Origin of the sequence: Pseudomonas sp. VE 267-6A (genome assembly GCF_024126555.1) — a bacterium.
Lineage (GTDB): Bacteria > Pseudomonadota > Gammaproteobacteria > Pseudomonadales > Pseudomonadaceae > Aquipseudomonas > Aquipseudomonas palmensis.
On the sequence record NZ_JAMYBY010000006.1, the window covers coordinates 30322 to 50372 of the forward strand.

Consider the following 20051-nt stretch of genomic DNA (forward strand, 5'->3'; position numbering starts at 1 on the left):
AGTCAAGACCATGGACCAACAGACCTGTGCCTGCCCGGACTGCAACTGCAAGGTCGGCGACAACCCCGTGCAACGCGAAGGCAAGTCTTATTGCTGTCAGGCCTGCGCCGATCATCACCCGGCCGGCAAACCCTGTTCTGCCAGTGGCTGCGGCTGCGCCAGGCAGGCCCCCACGCACTGAGGCACTGAACCGTACCGGAGGATCCCGATGTCGACGCCAAAACCCAGCAACCAGTACAGCATGCGCAACCCGCTGACCCAGTACCCGCAACCGCCGTTTCCGGCCCAGGGCCAATCGGCGCCTGGGCTGGACAGCGGCATGCAACCCAAGCCGGACCACGGTGAGCACAGCTACCAGGGCTTTGGCCGGCTCCAGGGGCGCAAGGCGCTGATCACGGGCGCCGACTCCGGGATCGGCCGTGCGGTGGCCATCGCCTTTGCCCGCGAGGGTGCGGACATCGTGCTCAACTACCTGCCCATCGAGCACAGCGATGCCAAGGAAGTCATCCAGTTGATCGAGGCCGAGGGCCGGCGTGCCATCGCCTTGCCGGGCGACCTCAAGGACGAGGCCTTTTGCCGCGAACTGGTCAGCCAGGCCCACGACCAGTTGGGTGGGCTGGACATCCTGGTCAACGTGGCAGGCAAGCAGGTGGCGCGCAAGCAGGTGGGCCAGGTCAGCAGCGAGCAGTTCGACGCCACCATGAAGACCAACGTGTACGCGCTGTTCTGGCTGTGCCAGGCGGCCGTGCCGCTGATGCCGGCCGGGGCCACCATCATCAATACCGCATCGATCCAGTCGTACCAGCCGTCGGCGACCCTGCTCGACTACGCCACCACCAAGGCGGCGATCGTGGCCTTTACCAAGGCCCTGGCCAAGCAGGTGATCGAGCGCGGCATCCGCGTCAACGCGGTGGCACCGGGGCCGATCTGGACGGTGCTGCAGCCCAGCGGCGGGCAGCCGCCGGAGAAGATCCCCGACTTCGGCGGGCACACGCCGATGAAGCGCCCCGGCCAGCCGGCCGAGTGTGCGCCGCTGTACGTGCTGCTGGCGTCGCAGGAATCCAGTTACATCACCGGTGAAGTGTTTGGCGTGACCGGTGGCAACCCATTGCCTTAGGCGAGGAGACGAGCATGGCCAGCAGGGCGATCTGGAAGGGCGCGATCAGTTTCGGGCTGGTGCATATCCCGGTGTCGCTGACCACGGCGGTCAGCAGCGACCGGGTCGATTTCGACTGGCTCGACAAGCGCAGCATGGACCCGGTGGGCTACAAGCGGGTGAACAAGGTCACCGGCAAGGAGATCGACAAGGAGCATATCGTCAAGGGCGTGGCGTTCGAGAAGGGCCGCTATGTGGTGATCAGCGAGGACGAGATCCGCAAGGCGCGGCCCGAGGCCACCCAGACCATCGATATCTTCTCGTTCGTGGGCAGTGACGAGATCCCGCTGCAGCACTTCGACACGCCGTACTACCTGGCGCCGGACAAGCGCGGTGGCAAGGTCTATGCGCTGCTGCGCCAGACCCTGGAGAGCACCGGCAAGGTGGCGCTGGCCAAGGTGGTGCTGCATACCCAGCAGCACCTGGCGCTGCTGCGCCCGCTGGAGGACGCCCTGGTGATGATCACCCTGCGCTGGCCCGATGAGGTCCGCGGGCTCGAAGGGCTGGAGCTGGACAAGAGCGTGAGCGCGGCCACGGTGGACAAGAAGGAGCTGCAGATGGCCAAGCGTCTGGTGGAGGACATGGCCGGGCACTGGACGCCGCAGGAGTACCACAACGACTTCAAGGACACCATCATGGCGCTGGTGGAGGAGAAGGCCAGCCAGGGCAAGATCGCCACCGTGGAGGCACCCGAAGACCAGGCAGCGGGCAAGGGTGCGGACATCATCGACCTCACCGAGCTGCTCAAGCGCAGCCTGGGTGGGGGCAAGAAGGCGCCGGCCAGGAAGGCAGCGCCTTCGCGGTAGGAGCCGGCGTTGCCGGCGAAGGCCACACCGCGGTCTGTCGGGCTTTTGCGGTATTCGCTTCGCCAGCAAGGCTGGCTCCTACACAGGCTGCGGCGTTACCGCGGTCTCCTGCAAATGCAGCCACTTGCCCTGCCCATCGAACACCACCGTCGACCAGCGCAGCGTGGTCTGGCCGCTGTCATCCTGCTGATGCTCGCGATAGGTCACCACCCCCGGCGCCACGTCGTGCATCTCATCGATCTCGATGCGCAGGCCAGGCCGCGAGCCATAGGCCTGGGCAAAAAAACCCTCCAGCTGCGCCTTGTCGAGCACCGTGCCCTTGAGCGTGAACATCGAGAACCCCTCGGCAAAGCGCTCCAGCAACGGCGGCCGTGCCTCGCCGGCCAGCCACTGGCGGATCTGCACATGCGCCTCCAGCACCTCTTCAAACCCCGCATTACGCTCTGGCATTGCATTCACTCCACAGGTTGAACAAACACGGCCCCGGCGCCCGGCAGGCGCAGCACCCAGGGCAAGGGCAGCAAGGTCAGCGCGGCGCCCAGCGCCAGCGCTTGCGCGTAGGCTGTAGGCCCCGGCAATCGCCAGTCGAGCACTGCGCCGAGCAACGCCACCCCGAAAAAGAAACTCAACTGCCGGTTCAGGCTCCACAGCGCACTGGCCGCGCCCATGGCCGCCTCGGGGATCGCCACGAACGCCGCCGTCTGCGCGGTGCTGCTGCACAGGCTGCTGCCCAGGCCCAGCAACGCATACAGCAGCACCAGCCAACCGGGGTGGGCGACCAGCCAGGGGCTGGCCAACGCCAGCACCGCCAGGCTTTGAATGCCCATGCCGGCCAGCAGCAGCGGGCGTGGGCCCAGTGCGTTGAAGCGCCACCGGCTCAGGGCGATCGCCGCCAGCGCACCGGCGGCCCACGGCAGCATCAGCCCGCCGGTGGCAGTGGCGCTCAGGCCCAGCGTGCCTTGCAGGTACAGCGCCGCCACCAGGTTGATCCCCATGAACACGCCCGGTACGCACAGGTAGATGAGCATGGCGGTGTGCAGCAGAGGCTGGCGCAACAGGCGCAGGTCCAGGGCCGGCCGTGCGCTGGGCTGGGGCCGACCGCCGGGCAGCCAGGCCAGCACCAGCGCGGCGCACGCCAGGGTGGGCGCAAGCAGGGCGAAGAACACCCAGCGCCAGTCGCCCTGGTCGGCCATCAGCCCGCCCAGCGCCGGCGACAGCGCCGGCACCAGCAGGGCCACCATCATCACCCGCGAGGTGAGGCCGGCGCGCTCGCTGGCGGGGCAGGCGCGGTAGGCCAGCGCCTGGCCCACCGGGATCAGCAGGCCGCCACCCAGGCCCTGCAGCAGGCGCCAGCCGATCAGTGCCTCGATGCTCCGGGCCGAGCCTGCCAGGGCACAGCCCAGGCCGAACAGGGCCAGCGACAGCAGCAGGGTGGCGCGCTCGCCGATGCGCTGCGCCAGCCCGTTACCCAGCGGGATGATCAGGGTCAGGCCGAGCATGTAGGCGTTGCCGACCCAGCCCAGTTGCGTGACCGAGGCGCCGAGCTGGCGCTGCAGGGCGGGGTAGGCGCTGTTGAGCACGAACAGGTTGAGCAGGTCGAGGGCAAAACCCATCAGGAAGATCAGGCTGACTTTGCTGCGAAAAGGCATGACGGGGCGCCGCTGGAGAACGATGGGCGCAGTGTAGGGCGGTGCTTATGATTGAATAAGCCCCGCAATACTGCCAGATTGGTCGAATTATTTTGACAATCAAGGGGCCTTTGCATGGTCAGCCTGGACCGTTTCGAGCTGTTTTGCGCCGTGGTGGAGGCGGGGTCGTTCACGGCGGCGGCCACACGCCTGTGCCAGACCCGCGCCGCGGTCAGCTTCGGTATCAAGCAGCTGGAGGCGCAGCTGGGCGTGACCCTGCTGATCCGCACCACGCGCCGGGTGGCGTTGACCGATGCCGGCGAGGGCTTCTACCGTCAGTGCCTGCTGGTGCTGGAGCAGGCGCGGTTGGCCATCGAGCAGGCGCGTGCCGAGCATGGCGGGTTGCAGGGCAGCCTGCGGGTCACCTCCACGGTGGAGTACGGTTTGCGCGTGGTGGCGCCGGCCTTGCAGCTGTTCATGCGCGAGCACCCGTTGCTCAACGTGCGGCTGGAAACCCACACCAGCCATGCGGACCTGGTTCAGGAGCGCTTCGACGTGGCCATCCGGTTGGGTCAGGCGCAGGACTCAGGCTACCGCGGGGTGTGCCTGGAGACCTATGCAGTGCACCTGGTGATGGCGCCGGGCGTGGGCGTGCCAGGGGCGACGCTTGCCCAGGTGAACGCCTTGCCCAGGCTGGTGCATGGGCGTTTCGAGCGCCAGGCCGGTTGGGCGTTGCTCGATCAGAGGGGGGAGGCGGCGGTGTACGAGCCATCGGGCCGGGCGGTGATGGTGGCGGACAATGCCTCGATCCTGCGTTCGTTCGCCTTGCAGGGGCTGGGCGTGGCGCTGCTGCCGGCCTGGTTGATCGAGGACGACCTGCGTACCGGGCGTCTGCTGGATGCATTGCCGGGGTATCGCTTTGCCGAGCAGAGCGTGTACGCGCTGTACCCGGCCAGCAACCACGTGCCGCGCAAGGTGCGGGCCTGGATCGACTTTCTCAAGGGGTATGTGAACGGCATGTAGGCGCCGGCGTTGCCGGCGAAGGGCGCGCTGCGTTGGCCGGTGTTTCGCGGTGTCCGGTTCGCCAGCCTGGCTGGCTCCTACAGCGCAGCACCCGGTGTCGCTTCCAGGCCCTTGTCCAGCTTCAGCAGCTCCAGCAACCGTCTGGCGTCATAGGGCGCGCGCACCTTGATGTCGTTGTCGAAGTAGCAGTACACATCGCGATGCGCCGCCTTCGGCGCCGCACTCGCCGCATCGATCAACCGCGCATCCCCAGGCTGCGCCCCGCGTTTCCACGCCTGGATACGCTTTTGCCAGCCGCGCAAGGCCGCCTCTGAATAACCGCTGCTGTACAGCGCCACATCCCCATGCAGGCGCATGTACACGAAGTCGCTGGTCAAGTCCTCCACATGCGGCCACTTCTTCGCCGTGTCGGCCACCACCAGCGCTACCCGGTACTTGCGCAGCAACGCCACGAACGCCGGGTCCAGAAAGCTCTCGTGACGCACCTCCACTGCATGGCGCACCACCTGCCGGTCGGCGCCCTCCAGGTAACCCGCACGCTGCATCCGCTCGGCACACTGCGCGGCCAGGGCCTTGGCCTGCTTGCCGGTGTGCGGCAGGCGCGCCAGAAACGCATCGAACAACCCCTCGTCAAAACGCATGTTCGGCGGGAACTGCCACAAGGTCGGCCCCAGCTTGCTGCCCAGCGACAGGGGGCCGGAAGCATAGAAGTTGGCCAGCGGTTCGTCGATCTCGCGCAGGCGCTTCACGTGGGTGATGAAGCGCGGCGCCTTGACGCTGAACACGAAGCCTGGCGGCGTTTCGGCCGCCCAGCCGGCGAAACGCTCGGGACGTTGCAGCGCATAGAAGGTGCCGTTGATCTCGATGCTGTTGACCGCCCGCGAGGCGAAGTGCAGCTCGTCCTTCTGGCGCAGGCCCTCGGGGTAGAAGTCGCCCCGCCACGGCACATAGCGCCAGCCCGAGATGCCGATATGCACCTGCGCCGCGCCACGGCTCACGGGGTAGCCGCCAGGGTGGTGAGGAAGTCGCCGAAGCCGCCCCGCGCCCGGCAGTCGCCACGGCTGCTGGTGGACACGCTGTTGCGTGCCGTCCACACGATGCGCGCGCCGCTCAGCTCAAGGTCGCTGATCAGTTGCACGTCTTCGTCCAGCGGCACGGGCCGGAACCCGCCGACCCGCTGGTAGGCCCTGGCGCAGATGCCCAGGTTGGCGCCATGGATGTGCCGGTGGTCCTCGCGGGCCTGGTAGTGGGCCAGGTAACGCGCCTGCAACGCCGCATCCTGGTGCGCCTGCCATTGCTCCACGTGCACCGTGCCGCACACGGCGTCGGCGGCGCAGTCCAGCTGGCACACCAGCCAGTCGGCCGGCACGCAGCTGTCGGCGTCGGTGCAGGCCAGCCAGCGCGCGCCGCGCTCGAGCATCCAGCTGGCGCCGGCACGCCGGGCGTAGCCCACGTTGCGCGCAGTGACCTGCAGGGTGTGCACGCCGTGCGCCAGGGCAATGGCTTGGCTGGCATCGCTGCACTGGTCGAGCACCACCACGATCTCTACGCGCTCGCCAAGGGCCTCGGCCTGCGCCGCCGCCTGCCCGAGGGCGCGCAGGCAGGCCGGCAGGTACTGTTCTTCGTTATGCGCGGGGACGATCACGCCGATCATAGGCAAGGCTCCTGCAGGTCAATGGCACACGGCTGGCAACACCAGTATTCGAGCAGGAAGTCGGCTTCTTCGTGGCGCACGGCGCGGTACAGCGGCAGGCGCTGATCGAGCAGGGCGTGTACCTGGCGGCCATCCTGCGGGCAGCCGTCGATGGGGTGCAGCCAGTGGCAGGCCAGCAGCGCACCGCCAGGGCTCAGGCTGGCCACGGCCTGTTCGATCACCTGCAGCCACTGCGCGGGGTCGAGGTAGTAGCCGATCTCGCTGAGCACGATCAGGTCGAACTCGCCCCCCGGCCAGTCGCCGGGCAGGTGGCCCTGGCTCACACTGGCCTGGGGGCAGGCTGCCAGGCGCCGGCGCGCAAGCTCCACGGCAGTGGCATTGAGGTCCTGGCACAGCAGGGCCTCGGTGCGCTCGGCCAGCGCTGCACTGAGCTCGCCGTTGGCGCAGGCGGGCTCGAAGATGCGCGTGTAGTACTGGCGCGGCAGGCAGGCCAGGGTCAGGTCGCGCTTGCGCTTCTCGTACCAGCGGGTCCGAAAGGCCCAGGGGTCTTCATCGTGCTCGAACAGCTGTTCGAAATACTGCGGCGATACGCTCATGGAAACACCCGTCATAGAAACAGCAGTTCGAAAGGTTGCAGAAGGCGTTGCAGGGTGGTCTGGCTCAACACCGGTGGCTGCTCGCCATCGGCATGGAGCTGGCTGGCATGCGCGGCGATGGCGGCGCGCTTGCGCGCAAGTTGCTGCGGGCTGAGCGCCAGCTTGCGCGCACGGCGCCACGGCAGGCGCGGGTCGTCCGGCCGGGCCCAGTGCCAGGCCCAGATCGGCACCTCGATCAGTTGCGCGCCCACGGTCTGCGCCGCCTGTGCGCTGGCACGGCCCACGGCCTCGTGGTCGCAGTGGCCGTCCAGGCGCCAGGTGCTCAGCACCCGGTCGTCGGGGCGCAGGCAACGCACCAGCGCATGGGCCAGCTGCGCTTCGTGCGCGGCCACGCCACTGTCGGCCAGGTGCAGGCGCTGCCAGGCCACCCGGTCGACGTCCAGCCCCAGCGCGGCCAGGGCTGCGCGGCTTTCCAGGGGGCGCTGCACGCGCAGGCGCTCGCCTGGCCAGGCGAGCGAGCCGGGGTGGCTGCCTTCGCCATCGGTCACCGACACCAGCAGCAACGCCTGCTCACGGCCGCAGAAGGTCGACAGCAGGCCACCGCAACCGAGCACCTCGTCATCCGGGTGGGGCGCCACCACCACCAGGCGCGCACCGGGGGGCAGCAGCTCATCGGCCTGCACCGTGGCGACCTGGGCCAGGGCGCTGGACGCCTGCCACAGCGACAATGGCGTGCCACTGCCGGCTGCCTTGATCGGGTTGTCGACGCTCATAGCTGCCACCCGCCGGCTTCACGCCCGGCCAGTTGCCGGCCCAGTTCGGCCAGGTCGCGCTCGGCGTGGCTCTGGCGCAGGAACACCGGCAGATCGGCGCTGAGCCGGGCGAAGTGGCTGTTGCGGCAGAACGGGGTGGCACCCAGGGCGCGGCCCACGTGGGTCAGCACCAGGGTGGCGGCGTATTCGACCTGGGCGCGCACCCGGCGTACGGCGAACTGGGCATCGGCCTGGGGCTGTGCGTCGATCTGTGCGGCGCACTCGCGCAGGGCTGCAGCGGCGCCGCACAGGGCAGCGTCCACCGCGCCCAGGTGGGCGTCGGCGTGGGGGTCGGGGCGTGGCTGGCGGCAGTGTTCGCGCAGGTAGTCGGCCAGGGCCTCGGCGGCGCCGTACCAGCAGGCGGCGATGCCGGCGCCGCCGTGCCAGAAGCCGGGGCGACTGAGGTACTGGCCAGGGCCACCCACCAGGTGCGCCGGCGTATGTTCCAGTTCCAGCTCGACGCTGGCGGTAATGCCCATGCCCACCGCCTGCCAGCCGTCTGCCACCCGGTGCAGACCCGTCTCGGCAAGGTCCAGCGCCACCAGTTGCGGCTGTTCGTCTTCGTCCCAGGCGGTGAGCAGGCCGTGGTCGATCTGCAGCGCGCCGGAGCACCAGGCCTTGCGCCCCTGCAGGTACACCCGCTGGTTGTCGCGAGCCACGATGCGCACCCGTGCGCTGGGCGGCTCGGCCGCCCATACGCCCCAGATCCCGTTGCCGGCCAGGTGCGCCCCGGCGCATTCGGCGAGTATCGCCAGGGCATCGGTATGCCCTTCATACAGCTTGGCCAGGGCCAGGTCGGCGCCGGCCACCCGCGCCAGGGTCTGCCAGCGCTGCAGCGTCTGGCCCTGGCCGGGCAACGGCAGGCGTTCCAGGCCGGCCGCCTGCAGGGCCTGCATCAGTTCGAGCAGCTGGCTGTCCAGGTTCAGCGGTTGCGGGCGTTCGGCGAACTGGCGCAGCAGGGTGTCCAGGCGGCCCAGGTCGAAGGTTTGAACAATGCTCATGAGGCGGACTCCTTGGGGCACGCAGCGTGGGTCGAGGTATTCTTTTTCAGGCCGCGCAGGTTCATGGCGCACAGGCAGAACTGCAGCACGATCAATGCCCAGGCCTCGGTCTGCCAGCCCCACACCACCCACAGCAGGTTGCTGGCCATGAAGCAGCAGAAGCCGATGCGCCGCCGACGCGGCTGACGCGAGCCGATCCACCAGGCTGCCACCAGGGTGAGCAGCATGGCCGGCCACTGCAGCAGGTCGATCCAGTCCAGGCCCTTCATGCCACGCCCATGCGCTTGCGCAGCGCCACGGTGAGCGACTGGCGGGTCTTGTCGTAGTCGGCCCAGGGGTCGTCGCCATTGGCCAGGCGCTCGCCCAGGTTGTGCAGGTTCCACTGGTTGGCGCCCTTGAGTTCGGTGAGCTCTTCGCGGCGGATCGGTACCGACACCGGCAGCCCTTCGCGGGCGCGCAGCGAATAGGCGCACACGGTAGTGGCGCCACGGGCGTTGCGCAGGTAGTCGATGAAGATGCGCCCCACGCGGTTCTTCGGCCCCGAAACGGCGGACAGCCGGTCGGGGAACAACCCGGCCATGTGGGTGACGATGGCATGGCTGAACGCCTTGACTTCGTCCCAGCCGGCACGCCGGGTCAGCGGCACCACCACGTGCATGCCCTTGCCGCCACTGGTTTTCAGAAACGCCTGCAGGCCCAGTTCGTCGAGCAGCGCCAGGGTCAGCTGGGTCGCTTCGACCATGGCCTTCCAGGGCAATGCCGGGTCGGGGTCGAGGTCGAGCACGAAACGGTCGGGTTTGTCGAAGTCCCTGGCGGTGGCGTTCCAGGTGTGCAGTTCCAGGGTGTTCATCTGTACCGCGCCCAGCAGGGTGTCGGCGCGGTCGATGATCATCACTGCCTGGCCGGCCTCGGCCTTGTCGTGACTCTCCAGGCCCGGGATGTTCAGCTGGGCGGCGTTCTTCTGGAAGAACAGCTCGCCGCTCAGGCCCTCCGGTGCGCGCACCAGCGCCACGGGGCGACGCTTGAGGTGCGGCAGGATCCATTCGGCGACCTGGGCGTAGTACTCGGCCACCTGGCGTTTGTCGGTGCCGCTGCTGGCATCGATCACCCGGTCGGGGTGGGTGATGCGCAGGGTGTTGTCGGAGGCTTTGCGGGTAGGCGCTTTCACGGGTTTCTCCAGGCCGATGGCGCGGGCCGGCTTGTCTTCGCGCAGGCCATGGAACACCGAATGGCGTACCACCCCTTCGCGGGTCATCTGGGCGTAGGCCACCTCGGCCAGCAGCTGTGGCCTGAGCCAGTGCACGCCGCGGGCTTCGGCGCCGGTGGGTGGGTTGGCGACCGCGGGCTTTTTCACCTCGAGCGGGGTGAGGCGCTGGAGCAGGCTCTGCAGGGTGGCGGTATTGAAGCCGGTGCCGACCTTGCCGGCGTAGCGCAGCTGGCCGCTGTCGGCGTCGTGCACCCCCAGCAGCAGGGCGCCGAACGCGGCGCGGCTGCCCTTGGGTTCGGTGAAGCCGACGATCACGAATTCCTGGCGCTGCTTGCACTTGAGCTTGATCCAGTCGTGACTGCGCCGCGATACATAGAGGCTGTCGGCACGTTTGCCGATCAGGCCCTCCATCTGCATCTGGCAGGCGCTGGCCAGCAGGGACTCGGGGGCTTCGTCGAAGTCGGCACTCAAACGCAGGCGTTGTTCGTCGGCCGGTTCAAGCACGGCCGCCAGGGCGGCGCGCCGCTCCTGCAACGGGCATTGGCGCAGGTCCATGCCATTGAGGTAGGGCAGGTCGAACAGGTAGTAGACGATGTTGGCATCGGTGTCGCTGTCGAAGGCGTTCTGCAGGGCCTGGAAGTCGGCGATACCCTCGGCGTTGGCCACCACCACTTCGCCATCCAGCCAGGCCGAGCTCAGCCCCAGGCTGGCCAGGGCCTTGGCCTGCAGCGGCATGCGCGCGATCCAGTCGTGGCCGTTGCGGGTGAACAGGCGCACGTCGTCGCCGTCGATGCGCGCCAGGATGCGGTAGCCGTCGAACTTGACCTCGTAGCGCCAGTCGCCTTGTGGCGGGGTTTCCACCAGGGTGGCCAGTTGCGGCGTGAGGGCGGCGGGCAGGGTGGCCTTCCTGGCCGCACTCAGTGTGCCGGCCCTGGCTGGGCGGCGAGGCGGGGGTGCGGCCTTGGGCTTGTCTTTGTCCTTGTCTTTGCCCTTGGTGCGCGGGATCAGGCTGCGCTCGCTGAGCACGCTGTCGGGCTGGGCCTGCAGCACGTCGTAGTCGGCCTCGGCGCGGGCAGCCTCGTCGTCGGACTTGACCAGCATCCACTGTTCCTTCTTGCCGCCAAGGCGGGTGCGAAACAGATGCCAGGTGCCGTTCAGCTTTTCGCCCTGCAGGCGAAAGCGCAGCTTGCCGCTGGCATAGCCCTGGGCCGGGTCGCCCTCGGGCAGCCACACGCCGCGGTCCCACACGATCACTTCGCCCGCACCGTAATGGCCTGCGGGGATGCTGCCCTCGAAGCTGGCGTAGTCCAGCGGGTGGTCTTCGACGTGGACGGCCAGGCGCTTGACCTTCGGGTCCAGTGACGGGCCCTTGGGGATGGCCCAGCTCTTGAGGGTGCCGTTCAGCTCAAGGCGAAAGTCGTAATGCAGGTGGCTGGCGTCGTGCTTCTGGATGCAGAACTGCAATGCCTGCGCGCGCGCACCGCGGCGGGCCTTGCCGGCCGGCTCCGGGGTGGCGTCGAAGTTGCGCTTGCGCTGGTATTCCTGCAGTGGCTTGGCCATTGCCGTGCTCCATCGTTCATACAAACCCTATGAAGTGGGAGGGGCGCAGACCGGCGGGAGTTCAATCGGGTTGACCGGCCTTGCGCAGGGTCAGGTTGATGCGGCGGGCGCCCAGCAGTGGGTGCTCGCCGTCCTTGAGCGGGTTGACCCCGTGAAAGCGCAGGCGATCCTCGCCGCCCCAGACCATCACGTCGCCGTGCTGCAGGCCGACCTTGCGGGTGGGCTCGCTGCGGGTGTGCCCGCCGAACAGGAACACCGCCGGCAGGCCCAGCGAGATCGACACGATGGGCTGGCTGAAGTCGCGTTCGTTGCGGTCCTGGTGCAGGGTCAGGCGGTTGCCGGGCTGGTAGTGGTTGATCAGGCAGGCGTCGGGCCTGAAATGGGCGAAGCCGGCGGCCTCTGCGGCGGCAGCGGCCAGCTCGGCGAGCAGCGTGGGCAGGGCAGGCCAGGGCTTGCCGGTGAGCGGGTCGAAGGGGCTGTAGCGGTAGCCCAGGCGGTCGCTGACCCAGCCCAGCGGCCCGCAATTGGTGACCGCCACTTCGATGGTGCGCCCGCCGGGGGTGAGCTGGTTGCGAAACGGTGCGGCGCGCAGCACCGTGCGCAGGGCCGGCAGCAGGGGCTCGACGAGGTCCAGGGCAAAGCCTGGCAGCAGCAGCGTCTGCTTGCCGATCCATTCGGGGGCGCCGAGGGCGGGTGGGCCGAACAGGTCGAGTTCGGGTTGTTTCATGCAAGGATCTCCAGTGACGCCTTCGCCGGCAACGCCGGCGCCTGCAGGCGACGCAAACCGGGCAGGAGCCGGCGTTGCCGGCGCAGGGGCCGGTGACTATGCTTGGGCCTCATGGAGCCCATCATACCGCTGCGCCAACCCTGCCCACCCGGTGCCTGCATCTGCGAGCGCGAACGCCTGCTCGAAACGCCGGGCGCCGACCTGCGCATTCTGCGCCTGACCCGCCAGGAAGAAAACCGCCTGCTCCAACGCCTGGAAAACCTGCAGAGCCTGCCCGACCTCGAACACCTGCAGCGCCGCCTGTTCGATCAGCTTGGCATCCAGGTGCACATCGCCCCCGGCCCCAATGAAGTGCGCACCATGCGCGGTATCCGTATCGAGGTCGAGGGCCCGCCAGGGTTGTGCCGCAAGACCCGCCAGAGCATACCGGCGGCCATCCGCCGCGCCCTCGAAAAACGTCCCGAGATCGCCTACCGGCTGCTCGACGCCCATGACCTGTTTGGCCAGCAGTAACCATCGCAGGGCGTTTCCTACGCCGTGACCACGCCAATGCACAACATTGGCTCGCAACCTGCATTGCCCCAGGCATCGATAGCTGATCGATTGGTCAGACACCGGCCTTGCCGTGTCGCCACTCCATTGCCCAGGGCCGCCGTGCATGACGCTAGCTCAACGATTTATCCCCGCGCCGGTTGATCCGGCCGGCTGGAACGCCGAACTGAACCTGCGCTTCGTCGCAGGTCAGGGGCGGACCCGAATTGGTGCACGCCAGCATTTCGGCCCACTTCTGGTGCAACGCCCGTTCTACCCCGAAGGCGCCCCTTGCCATGTGTATGTGCTGCACCCCCCGGGCGGGGTGGTGGGGGGTGATCGCCTGGCCCTGAACCTGCACCTGGAGCCGGGCAGCCATGCGCTGCTGACCATGCCCGGCGCCACCAAGTTCTACCGCAGCGCCGGGCCCACCTCGGTGCTGCGCCAGCGCTTTCACCTGGCCGAGGGCAGCGCCCTGGAGTGGCTGCCCCAGGACAGCATCTGCTTCCCCGGCGCGCGGGTATCGCTGCACAGCCATTTCAGCCTGGCCCCCGGCGCGCGCCTGCTGGCCTGGGAAACCCTGTGCCTGGGCCGCCCGGTAATGGGCGAGGCCTTCAGCCATGGCGCCGTGGACAGCCGGCTGCAGGTGGACATGCTCGACGACCCCGGCCTGCACGAGCGCCTGCGCCTGCAGGGTGGGCACCTGCACAAGCTGGGCGGCCACCCGCTGCTGGCCACCTTCTGCGCCGCCCCGGCCAACGAGCAACTGCTTGAACAGGTACGCGAACTGATCCACCCGCTGCCGGTGCCCGCCGGCGCCACGCTGCTTGGCCAGCTGCTGGTGGTGCGCCTGCTCGACCACGACAACCAACGCCTGCAATCCACCCTGCAGCGGCTGTGGCGCGCCCTGCGACCGACCGTCGTCGGCTTGCCGCCATGCCCGCCGCGCATCTGGGCCACTTGAGAGACCGCACCATGGAGCTGACCCCGAGAGAGAAAGACAAACTGCTGCTGTTCACCGCCGCGTTGCTCGCCGAGCGCCGCCTGGCCCGTGGGCTGAAGCTCAACTACCCCGAGGCGGTGGCGCTGATCAGTGCCAGCGTGATGGAAGGTGCCCGCGACGGGCGCACGGTGGCCGAGCTGATGAGCCTGGGCCGCGAAGTGCTCGGGCGTGACCAGGTGATGGAAGGTGTCAGCGAGATGATCCACGACGTGCAGGTGGAAGCGACCTTTCCCGACGGGACCAAGCTGGTCACCGTCCACGACCCTATCGTCTGACCTGCCCAGGAGCAGCCCATGATTCCCGGAGAAATCCAGGTCGCCGACGGCGACATCGAACTCAACGCCGGTCGCGCCACGATCAGCGTCAGCGTGGCCAACCATGGCGACCGGCCGATCCAGGTCGGCTCGCACTATCACTTCTACGAGGTCAACGCCTTTCTGGTGTTCGAGCGCGAGGCCACCCGCGGCTTTCGCCTGGACATCGCCGCCGGCACTGCCGTGCGCTTCGAACCCGGCCAGGCGCGCACCGTCAACCTGGTGGCCTATGCCGGCAAGCGCGAGGTGTATGGCTTCCAGGGCCGGGTGATGGGCAAGCTGGAGGCCGTGGCATGAGCCGTATTTCCCGGCGTGCCTATGCCGACATGTTCGGCCCCACCGTGGGCGACCGCGTGCGCCTGGCCGACACCGAGCTGTGGGTGGAGGTCGAGCAGGACTTCACAGTCTACGGTGAAGAGGTCAAGTTCGGCGGCGGCAAGGTGATCCGCGACGGCATGGGCCAGGGCCAGATGCTGGCCGCCGAGGCCATGGACCTGGTGCTGACCAACGCCCTGATCATCGACCACTGGGGCATCGTCAAGGCCGATATCGGCGTGAAGAACGGGCGCATCTTCGGCATCGGCAAGGCCGGCAACCCCGACGTGCAGCCCGGCGTGACCCTGGCGGTGGGGCCGGGCACCGAGGTGATCGCCGCCGAGGGCAAGATCGTCACCGCCGGCGGCATCGACTCGCACATTCACTTCATCTGCCCGCAGCAGGTCGACGAGGCGCTGGTGTCGGGCATCACCACCTTCATCGGCGGCGGCACCGGGCCGGCCACCGGCACCAACGCCACCACCTGCACCTCGGGCACCTGGTACCTGGCGCGCATGCTCCAGGCCGCCGACGAACTGCCGATCAACATCGGCCTGCTGGGCAAGGGCAATGCCTCGCAGCCCCAGGCCCTGCGCGAGCAGATCGAGGCCGGGGCGGTGGGGCTCAAGCTGCACGAAGACTGGGGCTCGACCCCGGCGGCCATCGACTGTTGCCTGGGCGTGGCCGAGGCGATGGACGTGCAGGTGGCGCTGCACAGTGACACCCTCAACGAAAGCGGCTGCATCGAAGACACCCTGGCCGCCATCGGCGACCGCACCATCCACACCTTCCATACCGAGGGTGCGGGCGGCGGGCATGCGCCGGACATCATCCGTGCGGCGGGCTACGCCAACGTGCTGCCGTCCTCCACCAACCCGACCCTGCCGTACACCGTCAACACCGCGGACGAGCACCTGGACATGCTGATGGTGTGCCACCACCTGGACACCAGCATCCCCGAGGACGTGGCCTTCGCCGAGTCGCGCATCCGCCGCGAGACGATTGCCGCCGAAGACATCCTGCACGACATCGGCGCGTTCTCGATGACCTCGTCCGACTCCCAGGCCATGGGCCGGGTGGGCGAGGTGGTGCTGCGCACCTGGCAGGTGGCGCACCAGATGAAACTGCGCCGCGGCCCGCTGGCGCCTGACACCGCGCGCAGCGACAACTTCCGGGTCAAGCGCTACATCGCCAAGTACACCATCAACCCGGCGCTGACCCATGGCATCGCCCATGAAGTCGGTTCGCTGGAGGCCGGCAAGCTGGCCGACCTGGTGCTGTGGTCGCCGGCGTTCTTCGGGGTCAAGCCCGCACTGGTGCTCAAGGGCGGGATGATCGTGATGGCGCCGATGGGCGACATCAACGGCTCGATCCCCACGCCGCAGCCGGTGCACTACCGGCCGATGTTCGGCGCCCTGGGCCAGGCGCGCAACGCCACGCGCATGACGTTCCTGTCCCAGGCCGCGGTGGAGCGTGGCGTTCACCATGAACTGCGCCTGCGCAGCCTGATCGGCGTGGCCCGGGGCTGTCGCACGGTGCGCAAGGCCGACATGCTGCACAACGGGCTGATGCCCACCATCGAAGTGGATTCACAAACCTATGAGGTACGCGCCGACGGCGAGCTGCTGGTGTGCGAACCGGCCAGCGTGCTGCCGATGGCGCAGCGTTATTTTCTGTTTTGAGGAGCGAGCATGATCCTGTTGACGCAACGCCTGAACCAGGCCGCACACATCGGCGCCACTGCCACCCTGAGCCTGGATACGCGCATCAAGAGCCGCGTGCGCATCACCCTGGATGACGGGCGCGAGGCCGGGCTGATGCTCGAACGCGGCCAGCTGATTCGCGGCGGCGAGCTGCTGGCCGACGCCCAGGGGCGTGAGGTGATTCGCGTGCTGGCGGCGCCGGAGCAGGTTTCGACGGTGCGCTGCGCCGACCCGCTGGCGCTGGCCCGCGCCGCCTATCACCTGGGCAATCGGCATGTGCCGTTGCAGATCGAGCGCGATTTCGTGCGGTACCAGCACGACCATGTGCTGGACGACATGGTGCGTGGCTTCGGCCTTGAGGTGGCGGTGGAACAGGCGCCGTTCGAGCCCGAGGCCGGCGCCTACCAGAGCGCGCCGCACAGCCACAGCCACAACGATCACCCCTTTGTTCGCGTGCCTGGCCACGCCCACTGATTTCGACATGGAGTTGCACGATGAAAAAGACCCTCGCGTTTGCCTTGCTGCTGATCGCCGTCCCTGCGTTCGCCCACCCCGGCCACGACAGCAACCCCCTGCAGGACGGGTTGCTGCACCCGCTCACCGGGCTTGACCACCTGCTGATGCTGCTGGGCACCGGGGTGCTGGCCGCCCTGACCGGGCGCACCCTGGCGCTGCCGCTGGCCACGCTGGCGGCGATGTTCGGCGGCGCGCTGATGGGCCATCTGTTCGGGGGCGTGATCGGCATGGAGAGCATGATCATCGGCTCGCTGCTGGTGGCCGCCGCGGCGCTGCTGCTGCCCAGCCGCCAGGTGCTGCTGGCGCTGGTCATGCCGGTGTTCGCGCTGTTTCACGGCTGGGCCCACGGCGTCGAAGCCAGCCCGGGCGCGTTCTGGGTGTTCAGCGCAGGCTTTGTCGCGGTCAGCGGCCTGTTGCTGCTGGCAGGCTATGGCGCCGGACGCCTGTTGCGCCGTCACCCCGGGCTGCAGAAGGCCTGTGGCGGCGGCCTGCTGGCCGGTGCCGCCCTGGTGCTGGCCGGCTGATGAGCGCCAACCTGCAGTTGCTGCGCCTGCTGCAACTGGTCAGCGCCAACCTGCCGGTGGGGGGCTTCACCTATTCCCAGGGGTTGGAGTGGGCGGTGGAGGCGGGCTGGGTGACCGGGGCCGACGGCTTTGGCGCCTGGCAGCGCGAGCAGTTGCACGACACCCTCGGCCACCTCGACTGGCCGCTGCTGCAACGGCTGTACAGCTCGTGCCGCGCGCAAGATGCCGATGCGTTCGCCCACTGGAGCAGCTTTTTGCTGGCCAACCGCGAAACCGCCGAGCTGCGCCTGGAGGAACGCCAGCGTGGCAAGGCCCTGGCGCGCCTGCTCGATGGCTGGCAGCTGTGTCAGGCGCCGGCCTGGCGCAGCAGCGTCGAACTGAGCCAGCTGGGCGGCATGGCCTGGCTGGCCGTGCACTGGCAGATCCCGCTGCGTGAGCTGGCCCTGGGGCATGGTTTTGCCTGGCTGGAAGGGGCGGTGATGGCCGGGGTCAAGCTGGTGCCGTTCGGTCAGCAGGCAGCCCAGACCCTGCTGCGCGAGTTGTGCGAGGAGCTGCCTGCGGTACTGGAGTGGGCGCTGGACGTACCTGATGAACACCTGGGCGGCGGCCTGCCGTTGCTGGCGATTGCCTCTGCCCGCCATGAAACCCAATACACCCGATTGTTCCGATCCTGAGGAAACTGCCATGCAAAGCTACCAGCAACCCCTGCGCGTCGGTGTCGGCGGCCCGGTCGGCTCCGGCAAGACCGCGCTGCTCGAAGCGCTGTGCAAGGCCATGCGCGATGACTACCAGATCGCCGTGGTCACCAACGACATCTACACCAAGGAAGACCAGCGCATCCTTACCGAAGCCGGCGCGCTCGAACCCGAGCGTATCGTCGGCGTGGAGACCGGCGGCTGCCCGCATACCGCGATCCGTGAAGATGCCTCGATGAACCTGGCGGCGGTGGAGGATCTGGCGCGCAAGTTCGGCAACCTGGAAGTGATCTTCGTCGAGAGTGGCGGTGACAACCTGAGTGCCACCTTCAGCCCGGAGCTGGCCGACCTGACGATCTACGTGATCGACGTGGCCGAAGGCGAGAAGATCCCGCGCAAGGGCGGGCCGGGGATCACCAAGTCGGATTTTCTGGTGATCAACAAGATCGACCTGGCGCCCTATGTGGGTGCGTCGCTGGAGGTGATGGAAAAGGACACCCGGCGCATGCGGCCCGAGCGGCCGTGGACGTTCAGCAACCTGAAGACGGGGCAGGGTTTGCAGGCGGTGATCGGGTTCATTGTCGAGCGGGGGATGCTCAGGCCGCGTCTGGGTTGAAGGCTTCGCCGGCAACGCCGGCTCCTACGGGCCCTGCGCTGACTGTAGGAGCCGGCCTTGCCGGCGAAGCGGCCAGGCTGGACACTTCAAGCCCACGGTTGTATACAGTGTGCGCACCAAGGGGAGCCCCGGCAACGGGCTGAGAAACCGCTGGCATCTGCAGCGCGGTGACCCTTCGAACCTGATCCGGATCATGCCGGCGAAGGGATGGGATCTAGCGCCTGCCTTCTTTGCCGGTCTCACTGCGAGGCCGCTCCATGACTGCCCCACGTTTCACCGAACACCTGCGCAAACAAAGCGAACCCACCTGGTCGGCCGCCGTCGGCCACCGTTTCGTCACCCAGCTGTGCGACGGCAGCCTGCCGGACCCGGTGATGGTGCGTTACCTGGTGCAGGACCATCGCTTCATCGACAGCTTCCTGACCCTGCTCGGCGCGGCCATTGCCACCGCCGACACCTTCGATGCGCGCCTGCGCCTGGCGCGTTTCGCCGGCATGATCGCCAGCGATGAAAACACCTATTTCCTGCGCGCCTTTGAGGCACTGGGCGTGAGCGAGGCGCAACGCACCGCGCCGGCCGACACACAGCCCACGGCCGGCTTCAAGGCGATCATGCGCCAGGCGGCGGCCACCCGATCCTATGCGGCAGTGCTGGCGGTGCTCAACGTGGCCGAGGGCCTGTACCTGGACTGGGCGCTCAAGGCGCCCAGGCCGCTGCCGGAAAACTTCGTGCACGCCGAGTGGATCACCTTGCACGACAACCCGGCCTTCGCCGACTTCGTTGCGTTCCTGGGCGCCGAACTCGACCGTGTGGGCCCCCAGGAAGAGGCGCTGAGCACCGATTTCTTCTTGCGTGCCGTGGCGCTGGAGCTTGAGTTTTTCGATGCCGTGTACCCACAGGGGGAGTGAAGGATGGATATTTTCGACCGTTTGAAAGCTGCTGCACCGACCGAGTGGGCCAGTTACGTGGACCACAGCTTCGTGCGCCAGATGGGCCAGGGCAGCTTGCCCGAAACGGCCTTTCGTACCTACCTGGTGCAGGATTACCTGTTCCTGATCCAGTTCGCGCGGGCCTGGGCGCTGGCCGCGTACAAGAGCCGCCGGCCTTCGGACATTCGTGCCGCCCAGGCGGGGCTTGCCGCGATTCTGGACGAGACCGACCTGCATGTACGCCTGTGCGCGCGCTGGGGCTTGTCCAAGGCTGACATCGAGGCCGCGCCGGAGCACCAGGCCACCGTGGCCTATACGCGCTTCGTGCTCGATTGCGGCGCGGCGGGCGACTTGCTGGACCTGCATGTGGCGCTGTCGCCCTGTGTGATCGGCTACGCCGAGATCGGCCGGGCGCTGAGCCCCGACGGGGTGGCGGCGCTGGGTGATCATCCGTACCGCGAGTGGATTGGCGAGTATGCCGGGGAGGGGTATCAGGGCGTGGCTGCTGCAGCGCGCCTGCACCTGGACGAACTGGCGGCGCGCAGCATGACCGAGCAGCGCTTCACCGAGCTGGTGGCGATCTTTGCCCAGGCGTCGCGGCTGGAGGCGGATTTCTGGCAGATGGGGTTGGCGGCGCGGTAGAAGGGCGTGGCGCAACGGCGCTCCTGGCACCGAGCGCCGCTCGCGCGGCGCTTCGCCGGCATCCCATCGCGGTGACATTGCCCCTTATCAGCT

Annotated in this window: 25 protein-coding genes and 1 riboswitch; of the genes, 15 read left to right on the plus strand and 10 right to left on the minus strand. The window is 68.3% G+C overall.

Annotated elements, in window-relative coordinates:
• Window positions 1-10: 10 nt before the first annotated feature.
• The 3 genes from NJH59_RS08245 to NJH59_RS08255 are packed head-to-tail and all read left to right on the plus strand — an operon-like array spanning window position 11 to window position 1962.
• The gene (locus tag NJH59_RS08245; RefSeq protein ID WP_043860038.1) at window positions 11-181 is read left to right on the plus strand and encodes a metallothionein; all 171 of its coding nucleotides are present in this window, start codon (window positions 11-13) and stop codon (window positions 179-181) included.
• Between the two features lie 27 nt (window positions 182-208).
• Complete coding sequence (locus NJH59_RS08250; protein ID WP_043860037.1) at window positions 209-1117, plus strand: SDR family oxidoreductase; 909 nt, start codon at window positions 209-211, stop codon at window positions 1115-1117.
• A gap of 14 nt (window positions 1118-1131) precedes the next feature.
• Window positions 1132-1962 (plus strand): Ku protein, encoded by an 831-nt coding sequence (locus NJH59_RS08255; RefSeq protein ID WP_058540248.1) that lies wholly within the window; start codon window positions 1132-1134, stop codon window positions 1960-1962.
• Between the two features lie 78 nt (window positions 1963-2040).
• Here the strand turns inward: NJH59_RS08255 and NJH59_RS08260 are convergent, their stop codons facing one another.
• Both NJH59_RS08260 and NJH59_RS08265 read right to left on the minus strand, forming a co-directional pair.
• Window positions 2041-2412, minus strand: a complete 372-nt coding sequence (locus tag NJH59_RS08260) for a hypothetical protein (RefSeq protein ID WP_058540247.1) — start codon at window positions 2410-2412, stop codon at window positions 2041-2043.
• A gap of 5 nt (window positions 2413-2417) precedes the next feature.
• Window positions 2418-3611, minus strand: coding sequence for an MFS transporter (locus NJH59_RS08265; protein ID WP_253086635.1), 1194 nt, complete (start codon window positions 3609-3611; stop codon window positions 2418-2420).
• Window positions 3612-3725: 114 nt separating this feature from the next.
• Here NJH59_RS08265 and NJH59_RS08270 point away from each other — a divergent pair, with 114 nt between their 5' ends.
• On the plus strand, window positions 3726-4613 hold the full coding sequence (locus tag NJH59_RS08270; RefSeq protein WP_088515079.1) for a LysR family transcriptional regulator: 888 nt from the start codon (window positions 3726-3728) through the stop codon (window positions 4611-4613).
• Window positions 4614-4690: 77 nt separating this feature from the next.
• Here the strand turns inward: NJH59_RS08270 and NJH59_RS08275 are convergent, their stop codons facing one another.
• From NJH59_RS08275 to alkB, 8 genes are all read right to left on the minus strand, one after another.
• Window positions 4691-5611 carry a DUF72 domain-containing protein gene (locus NJH59_RS08275; protein WP_043860032.1) on the minus strand — a complete coding sequence of 307 codons (921 nt, stop codon included), beginning with the start codon at window positions 5609-5611 and terminating at the stop codon, window positions 4691-4693.
• Window positions 5608-6267 carry a glycosyltransferase gene (locus NJH59_RS08280; RefSeq protein ID WP_043860031.1) on the minus strand — a complete coding sequence of 220 codons (660 nt, stop codon included), beginning with the start codon at window positions 6265-6267 and terminating at the stop codon, window positions 5608-5610. Before NJH59_RS08280 ends, NJH59_RS08275 begins: the two co-directional genes overlap by 4 nt.
• Window positions 6264-6863 carry a trans-aconitate 2-methyltransferase gene (locus NJH59_RS08285; protein ID WP_054914437.1) on the minus strand — a complete coding sequence of 200 codons (600 nt, stop codon included), beginning with the start codon at window positions 6861-6863 and terminating at the stop codon, window positions 6264-6266. The genes NJH59_RS08280 and NJH59_RS08285 overlap by 4 nt, the downstream gene beginning before the upstream one ends.
• A gap of 11 nt (window positions 6864-6874) precedes the next feature.
• Complete coding sequence (locus NJH59_RS08290; protein ID WP_088515078.1) at window positions 6875-7636, minus strand: PIG-L deacetylase family protein; 762 nt, start codon at window positions 7634-7636, stop codon at window positions 6875-6877.
• Window positions 7633-8676: a hypothetical protein gene (locus NJH59_RS08295; RefSeq protein ID WP_054914439.1), complete on the minus strand. Its 1044-nt coding sequence runs from the start codon at window positions 8674-8676 to the stop codon at window positions 7633-7635. Before NJH59_RS08295 ends, NJH59_RS08290 begins: the two co-directional genes overlap by 4 nt.
• Entirely contained in the window at window positions 8673-8945 is a 273-nt protein-coding gene (locus NJH59_RS08300) for a hypothetical protein (protein WP_078481216.1), read from the minus strand. Before NJH59_RS08300 ends, NJH59_RS08295 begins: the two co-directional genes overlap by 4 nt.
• Window positions 8942-11443, minus strand: a complete 2502-nt coding sequence (gene ligD, locus NJH59_RS08305; RefSeq protein ID WP_253086636.1) for a DNA ligase D — start codon at window positions 11441-11443, stop codon at window positions 8942-8944. Before ligD ends, NJH59_RS08300 begins: the two co-directional genes overlap by 4 nt.
• Before the next feature lie 61 nt (window positions 11444-11504).
• Entirely contained in the window at window positions 11505-12170 is a 666-nt protein-coding gene (alkB, locus tag NJH59_RS08310) for a DNA oxidative demethylase AlkB (protein ID WP_054914441.1), read from the minus strand.
• Between the two features lie 111 nt (window positions 12171-12281).
• On the opposite strand from alkB, the gene NJH59_RS08315 reads away from it, so the two are divergent.
• The 11 genes from NJH59_RS08315 to NJH59_RS08365 all read left to right on the plus strand — a co-directional run bounded on the left by NJH59_RS08315 (window position 12282) and on the right by NJH59_RS08365 (window position 19958).
• Window positions 12282-12683 (plus strand): hypothetical protein, encoded by a 402-nt coding sequence (locus tag NJH59_RS08315; RefSeq protein ID WP_054914649.1) that lies wholly within the window; start codon window positions 12282-12284, stop codon window positions 12681-12683.
• Window positions 12684-12828: 145 nt separating this feature from the next.
• Window positions 12829-13665 (plus strand): urease accessory protein UreD, encoded by an 837-nt coding sequence (locus NJH59_RS08320; RefSeq protein ID WP_253086637.1) that lies wholly within the window; start codon window positions 12829-12831, stop codon window positions 13663-13665.
• 11 nt (window positions 13666-13676) lie between these two features.
• A complete protein-coding gene (locus NJH59_RS08325; RefSeq protein ID WP_043859641.1) occupies window positions 13677-13979 on the plus strand; it encodes an urease subunit gamma in 303 nt (100 codons plus the stop codon).
• An 18-nt stretch (window positions 13980-13997) separates the two neighbouring features.
• Complete coding sequence (locus tag NJH59_RS08330) at window positions 13998-14315, plus strand: urease subunit beta (RefSeq protein ID WP_054914443.1); 318 nt, start codon at window positions 13998-14000, stop codon at window positions 14313-14315.
• Window positions 14312-16015 (plus strand): urease subunit alpha, encoded by a 1704-nt coding sequence (ureC, locus tag NJH59_RS08335; protein ID WP_253086638.1) that lies wholly within the window; start codon window positions 14312-14314, stop codon window positions 16013-16015. Before NJH59_RS08330 ends, ureC begins: the two co-directional genes overlap by 4 nt.
• 9 nt (window positions 16016-16024) lie before the next feature.
• Entirely contained in the window at window positions 16025-16510 is a 486-nt protein-coding gene (ureE, locus tag NJH59_RS08340; RefSeq protein ID WP_123753068.1) for an urease accessory protein UreE, read from the plus strand.
• A gap of 20 nt (window positions 16511-16530) precedes the next feature.
• On the plus strand, window positions 16531-17076 hold the full coding sequence (locus NJH59_RS08345; protein ID WP_058540237.1) for a HupE/UreJ family protein: 546 nt from the start codon (window positions 16531-16533) through the stop codon (window positions 17074-17076).
• Window positions 17076-17750: an urease accessory protein UreF gene (locus NJH59_RS08350; protein ID WP_253086639.1), complete on the plus strand. Its 675-nt coding sequence runs from the start codon at window positions 17076-17078 to the stop codon at window positions 17748-17750. The genes NJH59_RS08345 and NJH59_RS08350 overlap by 1 nt, the downstream gene beginning before the upstream one ends.
• 10 nt (window positions 17751-17760) lie before the next feature.
• Window positions 17761-18387 carry an urease accessory protein UreG gene (gene ureG / locus NJH59_RS08355; protein WP_058540236.1) on the plus strand — a complete coding sequence of 209 codons (627 nt, stop codon included), beginning with the start codon at window positions 17761-17763 and terminating at the stop codon, window positions 18385-18387.
• Window positions 18388-18496: 109 nt separating this feature from the next.
• Window positions 18497-18612, plus strand: a riboswitch (TPP riboswitch).
• A gap of 32 nt (window positions 18613-18644) precedes the next feature.
• Window positions 18645-19295, plus strand: a complete 651-nt coding sequence (locus NJH59_RS08360) for a TenA family protein (protein ID WP_123753066.1) — start codon at window positions 18645-18647, stop codon at window positions 19293-19295.
• A gap of 3 nt (window positions 19296-19298) precedes the next feature.
• Window positions 19299-19958 carry a TenA family protein gene (locus NJH59_RS08365; protein WP_043860584.1) on the plus strand — a complete coding sequence of 220 codons (660 nt, stop codon included), beginning with the start codon at window positions 19299-19301 and terminating at the stop codon, window positions 19956-19958.
• Window positions 19959-20051: the final 93 nt, after the last annotated feature.